The sequence below is a fragment of the Aminobacterium sp. genome (assembly GCF_034926885.1).
Taxonomy (GTDB): domain Bacteria; phylum Synergistota; class Synergistia; order Synergistales; family Aminobacteriaceae; genus Aminobacterium.
This window is the reverse complement of the sequence record NZ_JAYFQR010000004.1, coordinates 1-17,483: the sequence shown is the minus strand read 5'-3', so window position 1 is coordinate 17,483 and position 17,483 is coordinate 1. Positions and strand designations below refer to the sequence as shown.

Below are 17,483 nucleotides of genomic sequence, written 5' to 3'. Positions count from 1 at the left end.
TACTATTTCACCTCCAACATCCATGCTAGTCCGCTGAGTATTCGCTCCATATCTCCATCTAAAAGCGTTCGAACATGGAAAAGAAGGGTATCTTCACCTGCACCTGCAACTATTGGCTCTGGCGCCTCTCTGAGAAGGGCTTGGAGGGTTCCAGCGCTTCCCCTGTTCGTGTTTCTAAGAGCTACACCGTACCCTTTTAACTCCGTTACGGGGAAGGCTCCTCCGCCTACAGCATCATTGACCTCAACAACCGAAACATCAAGATCAGGAAAAGCCCTTTTTATTTTCCGACGAAGTCGTTGTGCCTTTTTCTTTAGGTCTTTCAAAGAAGCAGTCAGCATATTAAGAGTGGGTATTTCTTGCCACCTTCCCTGCAAATACATTCTCAGAACAGATTCAAAAGCTGCCAAAGTCATCTTATCAACGCGCATTGCTCGCAGAAGAGGATACGTTCTTAATTTATCTATCAGCTCTTTTTTGCCAACCACTGCTCCAATCTGAGGGCCTCCCAGCATTTTATCTCCCGAGAAAGTAACGATATCAACGCCTGACGCAATACAATCCCTAACTGTGGGCTCACCATAAAGTCCCCACGGAGAGAGATCAATAAGCACTCCACTTCCCAAATCTTCCATGAAGATAACGTTTTTATCCTTTGCCAAACGGCTTAAATCCTCTCGGGGAACAGTAGAACTAAATCCCTCTATTTTAAAATTGGATGGATGTACTTTTAACACCATAGCCGTTTCTTCTGAAAAAGCTTGAACAAAGTCTTTGAGATGAGTTCTGTTCGTAGCTCCAACCTCTACCAGCCGCGCACCCGAAAAAGTCATAATATCAGGAATTCTAAAGGAACCACCAATCTCCACAAGCTCTCCACGGGAAACGATAACCTCTTTATCACGGGCCAAAGCGGCAAGACAGAGTAAAACCGCTCCTGCATTATTATTAACAACAATGGCTGCTTCAGCACCTGTCACTTCACAAAGAAGCCATTCCACATGAGAATTCCTTTGCCCTCTTTTTCCTTCCTCCAGGTTAAATTCGAGAGTATTATAGTGCGCTGCCACATTACATACGGCTTCCACCGCTTCCGAAGGAAGACAAGAACGTCCAAGATTTGTGTGAACAGTCACTCCTGTTGCATTAACTACAGACTGCAAGCTATGAGCAACTCGTCTTTTAAAGATTGAAAGGGCTTTCTGGTTCAGACCCTCAATAGATGTCTCTACATGTTCGTTCTGAAGAACTGCCTTTCTCGTCTCCGCCAACAAAGAGGTAAAAACCTTCTTGATCATGTCTCTTCCGAGCTCTTTTTCATAGGGGGAAACCCATTTTTGATTAAGCAAAACATCCATGGCGGGTAGATTTTTTAATATTTTGTTTTTATCAGATTCCACCACTATTCCCTACCTTCCTGATAACTTGAAGTTTATTCAATGCTCTTAAAAATAACTGGAAAAAATTAAGATAATGAGATACATTCATAACTGTTATTCCTAAAGTTAGAGTAACATATCTTTGATGTTAAAACCATTGTACACGCTATAAAGGAGGAAACAAACAATGACAACCAAAATTGATGCCCGTGGCAAAGCATGCCCCCAACCTGTTATGATGACAAAACAAGCTGTTGATAACGGTGCAAAAGATGTGACAGTCTTTCTTGATAACCCTGTAGCTGCATCTAACGTACAACGTTTTCTATCAAAACAGGGATTTTCAGTATCACTTCGTGATGATAACGGCGATCTTATAGTAGAAGCACAGCTAACAGGCAACCTTTCCCAAGATCCTCAGAAAAAAGCTGCATCAGCTCAGGCAAAATCCTGCCCTGAAGAAAAAAATGCCATTTTTATTTCACATAACGTAATGGGTGGAGATGACAAAGAGCTAGGGGAAGTTTTAATTAAAGGCTTTTTAGGAACGTTGGCCCAGCTTGATGTTCCTCCGGCATATATAGCGCTTATGAACGAAGGCGTAAAACTGGCTCTTAAAGGAACCCCAACATGCGAACACCTTCAGGATATAGCGTCAAAAGGAACAACAATTCTCGTATGCGGGACATGCTCTAATCATTTCGGAATTACAGAAAAAATTGGTGTCGGAACAATTTCAAATATGTTTGAAATCACCGACACCCTATTAAAAGCCTCAAAAGTTATTTCAATGTAACTTTATTTCGTTTACAAATTACAAACGTAGCGGGAGAGAGTGAAACGTCATATCCAATAGGATAGACGCAGCCTCTTCCGCATTTTTATCAGGAGTCATATCCTCAAAGAGTTCTTCAAATTTCTCTATTTGAGGAATATATACAATGTCAAAATCCTTATCTGTATCATCCCTACAGGCAACTTCCGCCGTATCATCAAAAACAACCAGCCATCCGGGGAAGGCAATGCCCATTATTGTCCAATCAGCCTCAGGAACAGTGGAAAAACTCCCTATTGTTACAGAAGCATTCTGCATAAGCTCATCTTTTTCAATCCAAGCCCCAATATTTTCTGCATCTGAGCCCACTAAAAGAACCATCAACTCATCTTTATTATCAGCAGCATAAACTCTCACCATATGTTTCAGACAATAGGATACGGCACTTGAAACATCTGCCATGTGATCTATAAATCTCATAAAATCTTCTTTCACCTTCAACTCGTATCCAAAAGGTGGTCTGCTTTTTTCTGCGTAAAATTTGGGGATCAAAAACAAGAGATGTTGAAAAAGATCTTCGTCAACGTCGGTAATTTTCAGTAACCAATACAATATCCTCTTCCTTTCTTTATTAGATAATAAGTGACCATATGGAATTGGCCACACGCATACCTTTTCGAGAAAGGCTCAAAAAATCTCCCTTCCAACACAAACAATCTTCCGGAACATTTTCGAATTCAAAAAGAATAGAGTTAATAAGATCTTCTCCGTAACGTTCTTCAAAAGAAGGAATATGTATTCCTCGTGAAGTTCGCAATGCGAGAACAGCTGATTCTCTTCCGCTTTTTTCGAGAGTCAGGCGTTCTTTGCCCTCTACTGGAGAAATATTCATAGTGGCCCTTTTTAGGTATTCTGCTAGAGTTTTGACATTCCAAAAACGGGTGCCATCTATATATCCCCACGCAGAAGGGCCGAGAGGCAACACGTTCTTCTCAAACCAATATGCCTGATTATGTCGACATTCATATCCCGGTCGAGAGAAGCTTGCTATTTCATACTGGGAAAATCCACTTTTTTCCAAATACCATTGGGCCCATCTATAGTGAACATATCCATTCTGCACTCCAGATGGAGGATTTTTCCCCCAAACAGATCCTTCTTCTATTGAAAGTTGATATATGGAGATATGTGTTACTCCAGAATGAACCAGGTTGGAAAGAGAGGTATGCCACTTTCTTAAAGACTGGCCTGCAAGACCAAACATAAGGTCTCCACTTACGTGGAATCCGAAATGTAAAAGTCGATCAATAGCCCACAAAGCTCTTTTAGCTGTATGAGTTCGCTTCAACCACAAAAGCTCTTCATCACATAGACTTTGAACGCCTAAACTGACCCTTTTGACACCCCATCCCTTCCAAAGTTTCATATGTTCCTCTGTGAGGGAATCAGGATTAGCTTCCACAGAAATTTCTACATCGCTATTGACTCTAACATATCTTTGTAAAAGATCAATAAGCCTCTGCCATTGCTCAACAGAAAGGCAAGTAGGAGTTCCTCCACCTATATATATGGAAAGTGCCCTGGGTTTGTCGCCCAGATACACTTTCCACCATAATAATTCTTTTTCCAAAGCCGTTAGGTAGGCATCAATGTCATTTTTTGTGCCTCGCATACTATAAAAAGCACAATAGGGGCATTTTTGAAAACAAAAAGGAACATGAAGATAGATAAATAATGGTTCTATTGTTCATCATCCTCGTCAACTTTAAGAAATGCAAGGAAGGCTTCTTGTGGAATTGAAACTTTTCCCAACTGCTTCATTCTCTTTTTGCCTTCCTTCTGTTTCTCTAGCAACTTTCTCTTTCGAGAAATATCTCCACCATAACATTTTGCCAAAACATCTTTACGAAGAGCTTTTACATTCTGCCGCACAATAATACGTCGGCCCACTGAAGCCTGTATGGGAACTTCGAAAAGCTGTCTCGGGATAAGCTCCTTCAACTTTCTTACAACAGCTTGTCCTCTATGGAAAGCCGCGTCTTTATGACAAATAAAGGAAAAAGCATCAGCAGCCTCACCACTAATAAGAACATCCACTCGCACAAGATCCGCTGCTTTTAATTCACGATATTCATAATCAAGAGAAGCAAAACCTCGCGTTTGAGATTTCAGTTTATCGTGGAAATCAAGAATGAATTCTGCCAGAGGCAAATCATATACAAGTCGAACACGTTCGGGGGAAAGATAATCCATCGACACAAATGTCCCGCGCTTATCCTGACAAAGCTGCATAACCTTACCTACAAATTCAGATGGAAGGAACATTGTCAAGCGAATAATAGGTTCTCTGACTTCTTCTATATCAGAAATATCAGGGAAGTCAGAAGGCCGATGAGCTTCTATAGCAGTCTTCCCTTTTGTCGTTACTTCATATATTACGTTAGGCGCCGTAGCGACAAGCTCAACTCCAAATTCACGACGTAACCGTTCTTTAGCCACATCCATATGTAAAAGCCCCAAGAAACCACACCTGAAACCGAATCCGAGAGCTTCAGACGACTCTGGTTCGAAAGTTATGGACGAATCGTTCAATGTTAATTTTTCAAGAGCATCGCGAAGTTGAGGATAATCGTCTCTTTCTACTGGATAAAAACCGCAGAACACAACTGGTTTTACTTTTTTATACCCGGCCAAAGGCTTAACAGCAGGTCTTTCATCATCAGTAATAGTATCTCCCACATGGGCTTCTGCAACTGTCTTTATATTTGCGATGACATATCCCACTTCTCCAGCCGAAAGACTCTCTACAGGTTCGAATAATGGTCTAAAAACTCCTACTTCCTCTATTTGATAGGAAGAGCCCGTTACCATAAAACGAACAGTCTGTCCTGCCTTGATTGTGCCATTGACAACTCGAACGTAGCAAATGACACCTCGATAATTATTGTAGACAGAATCAAAAATAAGAGCCTGCAATGATGCATTAGGATCGCCTTCAGGAGGTGGCACCTGCTCTATTATTCTTTCAAGAATTTCTTCAATTCCCGTACCTTCTTTAGCACTTGCCAGAATCGCATCAGTAGCATCGATTCCAACAATCTCCTCTATCTCTTTTTGCACCGCTTCAGGATGAGCCGATGGAAGATCAATCTTATTAACAACAGGAATAATCTCTAGTCCATGATCAACAGCCATGTAGGCATTTGCAACTGTTTGTGCCTCAACGCCCTGAGAAGCATCAACAACGAGTAACGCTCCTTCACATGATGCTATAGATCGAGACACTTCGTAAGTAAAGTCCACGTGTCCTGGAGTATCAATGAGATTTAAAATATAATTGTTGCCATCCTTACTTTTGTATTGCATTCGTACCGGAACAAGCTTAATGGTAATTCCTCGTTCTCGTTCTAAATCAAGAGAATCAAGGAGCTGTGCTTTCATCTTTCTTATTTCTACAGTACCCGTAGATTCAATAAGACGATCAGCCAGCGTTGATTTCCCATGATCGATATGAGCAATAATACAAAAATTGCGAATTCTTGAAAGATCCATATTTAAACTATTCCCTCCGCTTCTTCTTTTTCGAAGGCTTACTTTCTTCTCTGTCCAAGGGACAGAAGTATATCACATCACCTATATCGTACTGAGAAATTATACCTGAAAAGAAGCTTCAAACATATTCCCTTTATAAAGAACAAGAATCCATAATGTAAGGGAAAAACTTTTTATTTATTGTGTTCAAAACAACCCTGTTATCATTGACATTTAAAAGAGAAGGAATGATAATGTAAGCAACATAACCTTTCTGGAGGTGCCTCTTATGGAAAAAAGAGAGCTCTTGTACGAAGGCAAGGCCAAAAAAATGTACAGTACCAATGATCCAAATCTCATTCTTGTGGAATACAAAAATGACCTTACAGCATTTAATGCTCAAAAAAAAGATTCTATCGAAGGTAAAGGTTCACTCAATAACGCTATTAGCTCATCTCTTTTCACCTACATGAAAAATAACGGGATTCCTAATCATTTTGTTGAAAAAGTTGACGATACACATCAGATCGTCAAAAAAGTTAGCATCCTTCCCGTAGAAGTTGTCGTTCGAAATATAACGACTGGTACTTTATGCAAACGCCTCGGCGTTGAAGAAAACATCCACCTTCCGCATCCTCTTGTAGAGTTTTATTATAAGAACGATGAACTGGGAGACCCACTTATTCTTGAAGATCACGCAGAACTCTTCGGGTGGGCTACAAGAGAACAGATTGTTTTTATGAAAGAAACAAGTTTAAAAGTAAACAAACTAATGAGCGCATATTTTGACTCTTTAAATATTATCCTCGTCGATTTCAAATTGGAATTTGGTGTTGATACAGAGGGGCAAATTATTCTTGCTGATGAGATGTCCCCTGATACATGCCGGTTCTGGGATAAGACAACTATGCAAAAGCTTGATAAAGATAGATTCCGCAAAGATCTCGGAGATGTTCTTGGCGCATACAGAGAAATCTGGCGTCGCGTATCAGAAAAGGAGGGCAAATAAATGTCATTTCTTGTAAAACTTCTCATTTATCCCAAAGAAGGCGTACTTGATACCCAGGGCAAGGCGGTAGCCAGCTCTCTTACATCTTTAGGCTATACAGCTTTAAAAAGCGTTCGTGTAGGTAGATATATTCAACTCTCTATCAATAGCGACACTGCAGAAGACGCCCGAAAGCAAGTAGAGAACATGTGTGATGATCTTCTTGTCAATTCACTTATAGAAGACTTTTCCATCATCGCAGTGGAGGCTTAGGGCCGTGAAAGCACAAGTTATTGTCTTTCCTGGAAGCAACTGCGACCAGGATGTCGTATATGCCCTCAGACATGTTGTGGGAGCCACAGTAGAAACCTTGTGGCACGGAGAGAAAGAGCTGCCTTCTGGCACTGATCTTGTCGTTTTACCTGGAGGATTCTCTTACGGTGACTATCTTCGTACGGGCGCTATAGCTTCCCTTTCTCCAATCATGGACGCCGTACACAAATATGCTGAAGAGGGAGGCCTTGTTTTAGGAATATGTAATGGTTTCCAAATTCTTACAGAAACTGGCCTCTTACCAGGTGCATTGCTCCCCAACAAAACTCTTCGCTTCATTTGTAAGCCATGCTATTTACGGGTAGAACGCAACGATTTACCCTTTACTCTCAATTATACGAAAGGTCAGATCGTTCAATTTCCCATAGCTCACCATGAAGGCCTTTTCTATCTTCCCGAAAATGAACTCAACGAATTGGAAAAAAATAATCAAGTTGTATTTCGTTACGCTTCGGTCAACGGGGAAGTTTCAGAAGAGCACACACCTAATGGAGCTCTGAACAATATTGCAGGAATTATAAATAAAAAAGGAAATATCCTCGGACTTATGCCACACCCTGAAAGAGCGAGCGAAAAACTTCTTGGCGGCGAGGATGGAGCACTCATGTGGCAATCAATCAATGCATGGATAAATAAGGCAGGTGTCTGATATGGATTATCGACTGGCTGGATTACGTGAAGATGAATATGAAGAAATGAAACGTGTTCTTGGCCGCGAACCCAACGAAAATGAACTCAGAATCATGGGGGTTATGTGGTCAGAACATTGCAGTTATAAATCGACGAAACACCTTTTGCGCAATTTCCCTACTAAAGGGGAAAAAGTAGTGTTAGGGCCTGGGGAAAATGCAGGCGTAGTTGATGTAGGTGACGGATGGGGAGCTGCTTTTAAAGCAGAAAGTCATAACCATCCATCAGCTGTTGCCCCTTACCAGGGAGCCGCTACCGGTGTTGGCGGAATTATCCGCGATATTCTCGCATTGGGTGCAAGACCGGCAGCTTCCATGGACGGACTCTTCTTTGGAGATCCTGAAAACAAGAGGACTCAAAACCTTTCTGAGGGAATCGTAGCCGGAATAGGCGGCTATGGAAACGCAGTCGGCGTTCCTACAGTAGGCGGGAAGACAGCATATGATACATGTTATACTGACAACCCTCTTGTTAACGCTTTTAATCTCGGTCTGGTTCGACTTGATCAGCTCGTTAGTTCACAGACAGCAAAGCCTGGCCTCCGCGTACTCATTCTTGGCTCAAAAACAGGACGCGACGGCATAGCCGGAGCAGCTTTTGCTTCTGCAGAGCTTTCTGATGATACGAAGTCAAGTCGCCCATCTATACAGATTGGAGACCCTTTCGCAGAAAAATTACTTATTGAAGCTTGTCTTGAGCTAAGAGATAAAAATCTAATCGTCAGTATGCAGGATATGGGTGCGGCAGGAATTACATCATCATCCAGTGAAATCGCCGCAAAAAGCGGTGTCGGCATGATTCTTCACTTCGATAAAGTTCCCCTTCGTGAAGAAGGAATGACTCCATGGGAAATAGCACTTTCCGAGTCACAAGAACGAATGTTGCTCATTATCGAGCCTGATGATTTTGACGAAGTCGCAGTAATCGCCAAAAAATGGGGACTCGATTGTACTGATATAGGAGAAACTGTTCCAGGTGATCAATATACTATTTTATGGGATTCAGAAATAGTTGCTCAAATGCCTGCTTCATTGATTGGCGATAAGTGTCCCGGCATTCACTGGCCTTCAAAACGTCCGGAAGACCTTGAAAAACGATGGGATTTTGAAATTGAGACCCTGCCATTACCAGAAGATTTCAATGAAACAGTTCTGAATCTCGTAACATCTCCATCTCTTTCTGACAAAAAATGGGTTTACGAACAATACGACCAGATGGTGCAGGTTAATACGGTTCAGGGCCCTGGCGCTCCTGTCAGCGTTATTAGAATAAAAGATTCTAAGCGCCTTGTTGCCATGGATATGGAGTCGGATCCTTGGAAATGCTATCTTGATCCATATCGTGGCGGAGCTGAGACAGTGGCGAGATCAATCAGAGCCCTCGCCGTAGCAGGAGCTACCCCTCTCGGTTTGACTGACTGCTTGAATTTCCCCTCTCCAGAAAATCCCGAACAATATTGGGAACTGGAAGAAGTTGTTCACGGAATGTCTGACTGCTGCAAAGAGCTTGAATGTCCTGTCGTTTCAGGAAATGTAAGCCTCTATAATGAAAGTTCCACTCAGCGAATTCTCCCCACACCTGTTGTAGGGACTGTAGGGGTTATAGATACTCCAGAACATTACCTCCGAAGTGGCGCTTGGCAGGAAGGCGATCATCTTTTCCTTGTCGGTGCTATGAATGCGCCGTTGAATGGAAGCCAATATCTTCTGCGCACCACTGGGAAAAACCAAGGACGTCCATTGCCCTTTACTCCAGAAACAGAAAAAGATTTTCGTGATAGAGCTCTTAAGGTAGCCCATGAGGAATTAGCTCATAGCGGTCGTCCTTTAGCTGGTGGAGGCCTTGCCGTAGCATTGGCAAAAGAAGCAATCATGACAGGAATCGGTGCCGCCATGAAGATGTCTTTCCCCACCCGTCTCGATGTATTTTTATTTGGAGAAGGAACTCCTCGTGCTATTTATGCCGTTCCTTCAAACAAAGTTGTTCAGTTCCGTCTTATATGGAATGGTTTCCCCTTTGTTGAGCTGGGAAGGATTGGTGGAAACTACCTTACACTTGAAAATATTTTTGATCTTCCCGTTCCCGTTCTTACAGAAAAATGGGAGGGTCGTTAAATGTGCGGAATCTTCGGCGCTTACACTAGAAACGGAGGCCCCGTTCTCGAAGATGTCTATTTAGGCCTCTATGCTCTTCAGCATAGAGGGCAAGAATCTGCAGGAGTGGCCTGGGTAGACGAAAACAATGCAGTACGAACACAAAAGGGAAGCGGGCTTGTCCATTTAGCCCTTGACCAGAGTGAACTTGCAAAGATAGACACTCGATGTGCAATTGGTCATGTTCGCTACTCCACTGCCGGTGGTTCCGATCCTCGAAATATACAACCTTTAACAGCTAGTAACTCAAAAGGTTCTGTAGCTGTTTCTCATAATGGAAACATAACGAATGCTGAAGCGTTAAAACAATATTTAGAGAATAGGGGCTCTATCTTTCAGTCTCTCACAGATACAGAGGTGCTTCTGCACCTAATGGCTCATCAGCCCCATAAACCAACTATTGACGCCTTTGTCGATTCGTTACGACGACTTAGAGGGGCGTACTCTCTGGCAATGATCTTAGAGGGAAAACTTGTAGCTGCAAGAGATCCCTGGGGATTCCGTCCCCTTTCAATAGGTCAGCGTGACAATATTATTTATGTCTCTTCTGAAACTTGTGCGTTAGATCTTGTTGGGGCTCAATTAGTTCGGGAGGTTTCTCCTGGTGAAGTTGTTGTCATAGATAAAGAAGGAATCCATAGCATTAAAATTCCTGTACAGACAAAACGACATTACCAGTGTTCTTTCGAGTACGTCTATTTTGCTCGTCCTGACAGTATTATTGCAGGTCGTTCTGTTTACGCCGTCCGTAAAGCGTTGGGGCATTGCTTAGCAAAAAGAGCTCCTTGTCCGAGCGCTGATATGGTTACAGGAATGCCAGACAGCGGAACTATTGCTTCTATGGGATTCGCTGAAGGTAGTACTATTCCTTATGAAAAAGCTATTGTTCGTAACCGCTACGTTGGACGTACTTTCATTGATCCGACACAACGGGTAAGAGAACTTGGCGTACGTATAAAATTAAACCCAATCTGCAATCTTATTAAAAACCGTAAATTGGTTGTCATCGACGATTCCATCGTTAGAGGGACAACAAGTCAACGAATTATCGCCATGATTCGTGACGGAGGAGCAGATGAAGTTCACGTACGTATCTCTTCTCCACCTGTATGTTTCCCCTGTTATTACGGCATAGATACGCCCAGCAGGGTGGAACTGGCAGCAGCTCGAATGGAAATAGAGGAACTTCGTAAAATTATTGGGGCCGATTCTCTCGAATATATTACCCAAGAAGATCTTATCAATGCGATAGGATTGCCCCGAAATGAATTATGTACTGCCTGTTTTACAGGAGAATATATGGAAGGAGACACACAGGATGAGCTTGAGTTATAAGGAAGCCGGAGTTGATATTGACGGTGGTAACAAATGGGTTAAAACCATTGGCCGTATTATGTCATCTCTGCCTAAAAATCCGAACGTAGTGGGTGGAATCGGCGGTTTCAGCGGCCTCTACAAGATAAATGATGACATTCTCCTTGCTGGATGTTGCGACGGAGTGGGAACAAAACTTGAGGTTGCCAAACTTGCATCTGATTACAGCGGACTTGGTCAAGACCTCGTTGCCATGAACGTTAACGACCTCATTACATGCGGAGCCCAGCCTCTCTTCTTTCTTGATTATATTGCGTGCGGTCGTCTCAATGAGACCGTTCTTGAACCTATTGTCAAAAGCGTTGCCGAAGCTTGCGAGGAAAGTACATGTGCCCTACTTGGAGGAGAAACGGCAGAAATGCCCGACGTATATCCCGAAACAGGCATAGACCTCGCAGGTTTTGCCGTCGGAATGGTTTCCCCTAAAGATGTAATAGATGGGCACAATGTAGAAGAAGGAGACGTGCTTGTCGGCCTTCCGAGTTCCGGCGTTCACAGCAATGGTTATACTCTTGTAAGAAAAGTCCTTTTAGAAGGCGAAAATGCCCTATCGATAGACGTTACGCTTCCAGAGCTTGGAGAGCCTCTTTCGAAAGCTCTTCTTCGCCCTACTCGCCTCTACCCTAAAATTGTTATGAAAACCGTTAAAAAGGCACCAATTCATGGTATGGCCCATATAACGGGAGGCGGACTTGAGGAAAACATACAGAGAGTTCTTCCCTCAGGTTTAACGTTACACGTCGACTTTTCATCGTGGAAACGTCCTGCTATTTTTGAGGTTATAGCCAATGCAGGTGTTGAAGAAAAAGAAATGCGTCACGTATTTAACCTTGGAATTGGATATACATTTATTCTTCCTGCCTCAGAAGCTGATGACTTTATGAAGATATTGACTGAGGAAGGAGAACATCCCGTACTATTCGGTGAGGTTTGTCGGTCATGACTCGTGTAGCCATCCTCATTTCTGGAACTGGCACGAATATGGCAACAATACTCAACAAGATTAACAAAGGCGACCTCCCATGTGATGTTGCTTTTGTTGCAAGTGATAATCCGAATGCCGGAGGACTTCACTATGCAGAGAGCATAGGCGTAAAAACAGTTGTTCTTCCTTACAAAGCGCAATCAAGAGAAGATGCGGAAGAATTTTTGCACGAACTTTGCATTTCCGAACATATTGAATGGATCGTTCTTGCTGGTTTCATGAAAATTCTCTCATCAAAATTTGTGCGTCGTTGGGAAAATAAAATTGTTAATATACATCCGGCTTTGCTGCCTTCTTTCCCGGGAACAAATGGGATAAAAGATGCTTGGGATTATGGGGTAAAAATCACAGGTGTTACAATCCATTTAGTCGACCATGGTGTTGACTCTGGAATTATTCTGGCTCAAAAGGCAGTACCCATTGAAAATCAAGATACTCTTGAAAGTCTCACCGTGAAAATACATGAGACAGAGCATTTATTATATTGGAAAACTCTGAAAAAACTTTTTGAAGGTTCATATTCTTTTTGTGAAAGGAGATCTATCGATGGCTGCAACTAAAAGAGCCCTTATCTCTGTTTTTGACAAAGAGGGCATTGAAGAATTTGCTAAAAGCCTCGTAGAAAGAGGTTGGGAAATTGTTTCAAGTTCTGGAACCGCTAAAAAACTTCGTGAAGCTGGACTTGAGGTTATTGAAGTTTCAGATCTTACAGGTTTTCCCCATATTTTAGGTGGACGAGTAAAGACACTCCATCCCCTTATCTCTGGAGGAATTCTCGCACGTCGCCATTTAGAAAGCGACTTAAAGGATGTTGAGAACTTTAAAATTCCTCTTATCGATATGGTGGTTTGTAACCTCTATCCATTCGAAGAAGTTGCAAAAAAGGGAGCAACCATTGATGAGCTTCTTGAGAATATAGACATTGGTGGCGTTACACTCATTCGTGCCAGCGCAAAGAATTATCCTCACGTTATTATTCTTACTGATCCGTCAGACTATAAAGCGGTGCTTGATGAACTTGATGCGGAAGGTTGCGTACGCACAGCAACACGCCAAAAACTGGCTCTTAAGGCATTTGCCCATACTGCCACCTATGATGGAACAATCACAGAAGGTCTCTCTGCAGAAATTGGCGTAGAAAAAGAATTACATGAGGAACTCAACTTCTCCTTGAAGAAAAAGCAGGAGCTTCGTTACGGAGAAAATCCTCATCAGAAAGCTGCGTTATATACACCCGCACTGAAAGAATTGCCTTGGGAGCAACTTTCTGGTAAACCTCTTTCCTACAATAATATACTTGACTTGGATTGCGCCATGAGAGGTGCTTCCCTTTTACAGGATGCGCCTGGAGCTCTTGTTATAAAACACACAACTCCATGCGGAATGGCATATGGAGCTACAATAAAGGAAGCTTATGAAAAAGCCTTCAGATGCGACTCTCTCTCTGCCTTTGGAGGAGTTGTCGGCCTTTCCCGTCCTCTTGATATGGAAACGGCCCTTGTTATTTCTGAACACTTCACAGAGGTAATCCTCACTCCTGATATTGACGAAGACACTCTTAACTATTTCAAAGAGAAAAAACCTTCTTTACGTATTTTAAAGTGGCAGGGCGGCAGAGTCCTTCCATGGCAAATCACAAGTACGTGGAGCGGCTTCCTCATGCAGGAAGACATGTTACCTCCCCTTCCAAATCCTGATAAAGGCACATGGATTGGAAAACGTCGTGATGATCTGTGGAATGACATGCTTCTGGCATGGAAAGTTGCAGCTCTTTCAAAGAGCAATTCGGTTGCTATTGTTAAAGATAAAGAAGCAGTCGGTATTGGCATGGGTTTCTGCAGCCGCGTTTTCGCTGTTGATTTTGCTACACAGCAGGCACAAGAAAAAGCGCAGGGAGCAGTTATGGCCAGTGACGCATTCTTCCCCTTCGCAGATGGCGTAGAAGCAGCTGCTAAAGCTGGGATTGTAGCTATTATTCAACCAGGTGGCTCAGTACGAGACGAAGAAGTTTTCAAGAGAACCGAAGAATTAGGCTTAAGTATGTTTATCAGTGACTGGCGAACATTCCGTCATTAAGGAGTGAGCTCTATGAACTTTCTCGTTATAGGAAGTGGCGGCCGGGAACATGCTCTTGTGTGGGCTCTATCACAATCGCAACATGTAGAGACGATACACGTCGCTCCAGGAAATGCAGGGATGTCAAATCTTGCCACCTTGCATAAAGTTGACGTGTCAAATAACAATGACCTGCTCTCTTTAGCAAATTCACTTCATCCTGATGTGATCATCATTGGCCCCGAGGTTCCGTTGGTCAATGGGGCCGCAGATGTTTTAAGAGAAAATGGATTTACCGTCTTTGGTCCCGGTTCTAAAGGTGCTCAACTGGAAGGAAGCAAAATCTTTGCTAAACAGTTCATGTTGCGCAACGCTATTCCTACAGCACCTTTTGATGTTTGTACTACTGTAGAAGAAGCCCAGAAAGCCCTGGATAAACGCACTGTCCCATTTGTTGTTAAAGCAGATGGTCTGGCAGCAGGTAAGGGCGCATTTGTCTTAAAGACAAAAGAGGATGCTTTGACAACAGTCTCCAATCTCCTTGTGAAAAAAGAACTTGGAGTATCAGGAGAAAAGATCGTTGTAGAAGACTTTATGCCCGGCCTTGAATTAACGGTACTTTGTATCAGCGATGGGAAAAGTTACCGCATTCTGCCTTGCAGCCAGGACCATAAAAGGGTCTTTGATAACGATGAAGGTCCCAATACCGGCGGAATGGGTGCGTATTCTCCAGTACCATGGGTGGGAAAAGAATTGCTTCAGAAAATTGAAGAAAAGATCATTCTTCCTACCTTTAAGGGGCTTCAATCTGAAAAAATTCCGTTCTGCGGTATTCTCTATTTTGGGCTTATGATAGATAATAATGGGTCTCCTCGGGTTGTAGAATACAACGTTCGTTTCGGTGATCCTGAAGCGGAAGTCATTTTACCGCTTCTTAGCGTAGATTTCGCAGAGCTTATAAATGCCTCTTGCAATGAAGAACTTGATACATTGCCTGAAATAGTTTCTGCAAAGTGGGCTGTTGATGTTGTCATGTCTTCAGGCGGCTATCCTGGTCCATACACAAAAGGCCTACCCATAACGGGGCTGGATAAGGTCGCTAAGACAGATAACGTTATGGTCTTCCATGCTGGAACAGCTCTGAACGAAAAAGGAGAAATAGTTACTTCTGGAGGAAGAGTTCTGAATGTAATAGGTATTGGTGATACTTTAGATGAGGCTTTGAAACGGTCGTATGACAGTGTTGCCAAGATACATTTCGAAGGAGCCCATTATCGTAACGATATAACGGCTAAAGCCAGACGAGGAGTGATCAGCATGAATGCGCAAACACCCCGCGTTGGAATTGTGTTAGGATCGAAATCAGATCTGCCTGCAGCCCATAAAGCGGCAGACATCCTTAAACAATTTGAAATTCCCTTTGAAGTAACCATCGCTTCTGCTCACAGAACGCCTGAAGATGCTGCAAAATACGCATCTCTGGCAGAAAAAAGAGGCATTGAGGTTCTTATTGCTATGGCTGGATTATCAGCAGCGCTCCCTGGAGTACTTGCTGCCCATACGCTTCTGCCAGTTATAGGTGTTCCTATCTCAGCTGGAACCCTAGGCGGATTAGATGCCCTTCTTTCCATAGCCCAAATGCCTCCTGGTGTACCTGTAGCAGCGACCGGAATAGATGGCGCTAAAAATGCTTCTCTCATGGCTATTCGCATTTTAGCCCGCCAAGATGACCACGTAAAAAATAAGCTTTCTTTATATATGAAAGAGGAAGCACAAAAAATCCAACAGGGCAGAGAAAGTATTGTTGATTTGCCAGTTGCCCCTTCAGATGCATTCGCAGAAAATTAGTTTAGAATACATATAAAGACATATCATAACTCAGGAGTTCTTCTCCTGAGTTATGATATGATCAATGGTTATTTCTAAATCTTTTTTATAAGGTGAGAACCCCTATGAAAAGACTTAAAATGTTAATCTTGAATTGTATATGCCTTTCTATGTTTTTATGTAATCCAGCCTATGCAAATAATATTGTGCTGCCATCACCCGACTGGGGGCCTGCTGTTGAAATAGGCCTGGAACGTGTTCTTCGCGCCCCTAATGGGCTTCTCTATACGCGCAACGACAAGAAAACCTTTCTTTCAGAAACTCATTCCCTTGAAATGGAACTTGCTGCTCTGCGTGGAGACCTGAAACGATTTAAAACACTAGTTTCGCTTATGCAGAAATATTTCGTTTCTCCCAGTGGACTTCTGGCGTGGGAACTCTCATCTACAGGAAAGAAAGCGACATCAAACGCAAGTATAGATGACCTCAGAACATGTTACGCCCTGCTTCTTGCAGATGAACTATGGCCAAAAGAAAACTTTAAAAAACCTCTTATAACTTTGGCTGAAAAAATACGAATATACAACACAGAAAATGACACCTTACTCGACGGAGCTTCATGGAAACAATCCTGGTTTAAGCCTCTTGCAATCACTAAAAATACAAATGAATTGACTCTCTCATACGCAGATTTGCGCGCTATGAATATGCTAGCAAAACGTGATGAAAATTGGCTCCCTATACTTGTCAAAACATCTGGTTTCGTCATAACAGGGCTTTTTCTTGAAGAGAAAAATGCGTGGGGATATTCCTTTGAAAAAAAAGAATTTACTTATAATGAGGAAAACCTCATAAATACAATGCTTCACCTACACTTCTTATCGTCAATTGGAATAATTCCTACATCATATGGGAGAAAATACGCTATCGAACTCCTCTCCACTGGGAAAATTACAGATAAAAGCGGCAATGAAAATATTACTGTTTATGCCCTTGCCTCTCTTTTTTTTAAAGACTGCGGTTTTGATGAAGCTGCCGAAAAAGCATATTCTAAATTGAGCGATTTCATTATTGATGAAGGCAAATATAAAGGTCTCTTAGGATACGAACAAGAAGACAAAACGCAAACTGTCTGGGCTTTTGATAACCTTATTGCTCTCATAGCCAGGGAATTGCTTTACAAAGTAAAAATATCCATGTAAAATAATTTAATAATATGTTAAGAATATTTTTTAAAATATAAGGGGGGATATGTAAGGGGCCATAGTTTGCTTCCTGATAACGTGATAAAGTGAATGGCGGGAATCCCAGTCCGTACGATTGGCTCCCGCCAATTCAAAGATAAATGGGCTCACCCTGTCCAATAGTAGTGGCGGAATGGAAGTTGCGGCTT

At 42.5% G+C, this 17,483-nt stretch carries 15 protein-coding genes; 11 read left to right on the top strand and 4 right to left on the bottom strand.

Annotated elements, in window-relative coordinates; translation table 11 throughout:
• Positions 1–2: 2 nt before the first annotated feature.
• Positions 3–1,403 (bottom strand): L-seryl-tRNA(Sec) selenium transferase, encoded by a 1,401-nt coding sequence (selA, locus tag VB083_RS02575; RefSeq protein ID WP_307880011.1) that lies wholly within the window; start codon positions 1,401–1,403, stop codon positions 3–5.
• 163 nt (positions 1,404–1,566) lie between these two features.
• Between selA and yedF the strand changes: the two genes are divergently transcribed.
• Complete coding sequence (gene yedF / locus VB083_RS02570) at positions 1,567–2,175, top strand: sulfurtransferase-like selenium metabolism protein YedF (protein WP_213690518.1); 609 nt, start codon at positions 1,567–1,569, stop codon at positions 2,173–2,175.
• Positions 2,176–2,193: 18 nt separating this feature from the next.
• On the opposite strand, the gene VB083_RS02565 is transcribed toward yedF, so the two are convergent.
• The 3 genes from VB083_RS02565 to lepA are packed head-to-tail and all read right to left on the bottom strand — an operon-like array spanning position 2,194 to position 5,706.
• Positions 2,194–2,766 (bottom strand): hypothetical protein, encoded by a 573-nt coding sequence (locus VB083_RS02565; protein ID WP_213695741.1) that lies wholly within the window; start codon positions 2,764–2,766, stop codon positions 2,194–2,196.
• A 19-nt stretch (positions 2,767–2,785) separates the two neighbouring features.
• The gene (hemW, locus tag VB083_RS02560) at positions 2,786–3,883 is read right to left on the bottom strand and encodes a radical SAM family heme chaperone HemW (protein ID WP_323401759.1); all 1,098 of its coding nucleotides are present in this window, start codon (positions 3,881–3,883) and stop codon (positions 2,786–2,788) included.
• 11 nt (positions 3,884–3,894) lie between these two features.
• Positions 3,895–5,706, bottom strand: coding sequence for a translation elongation factor 4 (gene lepA / locus VB083_RS02555; protein WP_213701063.1), 1,812 nt, complete (start codon positions 5,704–5,706; stop codon positions 3,895–3,897).
• A 268-nt stretch (positions 5,707–5,974) separates the two neighbouring features.
• Here lepA and purC point away from each other — a divergent pair, with 268 nt between their 5' ends.
• From purC to VB083_RS02505, 10 genes are all read left to right on the top strand, one after another.
• Entirely contained in the window at positions 5,975–6,694 is a 720-nt protein-coding gene (purC, locus tag VB083_RS02550) for a phosphoribosylaminoimidazolesuccinocarboxamide synthase (protein WP_213690547.1), read from the top strand.
• Entirely contained in the window at positions 6,695–6,946 is a 252-nt protein-coding gene (gene purS, locus VB083_RS02545; protein ID WP_213690548.1) for a phosphoribosylformylglycinamidine synthase subunit PurS, read from the top strand.
• Between the two features lie 4 nt (positions 6,947–6,950).
• Positions 6,951–7,655: a phosphoribosylformylglycinamidine synthase subunit PurQ gene (purQ, locus tag VB083_RS02540; RefSeq protein ID WP_213695906.1), complete on the top strand. Its 705-nt coding sequence runs from the start codon at positions 6,951–6,953 to the stop codon at positions 7,653–7,655.
• A gap of 1 nt (position 7,656) precedes the next feature.
• Positions 7,657–9,810, top strand: coding sequence for a phosphoribosylformylglycinamidine synthase subunit PurL (purL, locus tag VB083_RS02535; RefSeq protein WP_323401685.1), 2,154 nt, complete (start codon positions 7,657–7,659; stop codon positions 9,808–9,810).
• Positions 9,811–11,184, top strand: a complete 1,374-nt coding sequence (gene purF / locus VB083_RS02530; RefSeq protein WP_213690551.1) for an amidophosphoribosyltransferase — start codon at positions 9,811–9,813, stop codon at positions 11,182–11,184. It abuts the gene before it with no gap.
• Complete coding sequence (purM, locus tag VB083_RS02525; RefSeq protein ID WP_213690552.1) at positions 11,168–12,166, top strand: phosphoribosylformylglycinamidine cyclo-ligase; 999 nt, start codon at positions 11,168–11,170, stop codon at positions 12,164–12,166. The genes purF and purM overlap by 17 nt, the downstream gene beginning before the upstream one ends.
• The gene (purN, locus tag VB083_RS02520; protein WP_213690553.1) at positions 12,163–12,768 is read left to right on the top strand and encodes a phosphoribosylglycinamide formyltransferase; all 606 of its coding nucleotides are present in this window, start codon (positions 12,163–12,165) and stop codon (positions 12,766–12,768) included. The genes purM and purN overlap by 4 nt, the downstream gene beginning before the upstream one ends.
• A complete protein-coding gene (gene purH, locus VB083_RS02515; protein WP_213690554.1) occupies positions 12,755–14,284 on the top strand; it encodes a bifunctional phosphoribosylaminoimidazolecarboxamide formyltransferase/IMP cyclohydrolase in 1,530 nt (509 codons plus the stop codon). Before purN ends, purH begins: the two co-directional genes overlap by 14 nt.
• A gap of 12 nt (positions 14,285–14,296) precedes the next feature.
• Complete coding sequence (gene purD / locus VB083_RS02510; RefSeq protein ID WP_323401684.1) at positions 14,297–16,111, top strand: phosphoribosylamine--glycine ligase; 1,815 nt, start codon at positions 14,297–14,299, stop codon at positions 16,109–16,111.
• Positions 16,112–16,215: 104 nt separating this feature from the next.
• Complete coding sequence (locus VB083_RS02505; protein ID WP_213690555.1) at positions 16,216–17,292, top strand: hypothetical protein; 1,077 nt, start codon at positions 16,216–16,218, stop codon at positions 17,290–17,292.
• Positions 17,293–17,483: the final 191 nt, after the last annotated feature.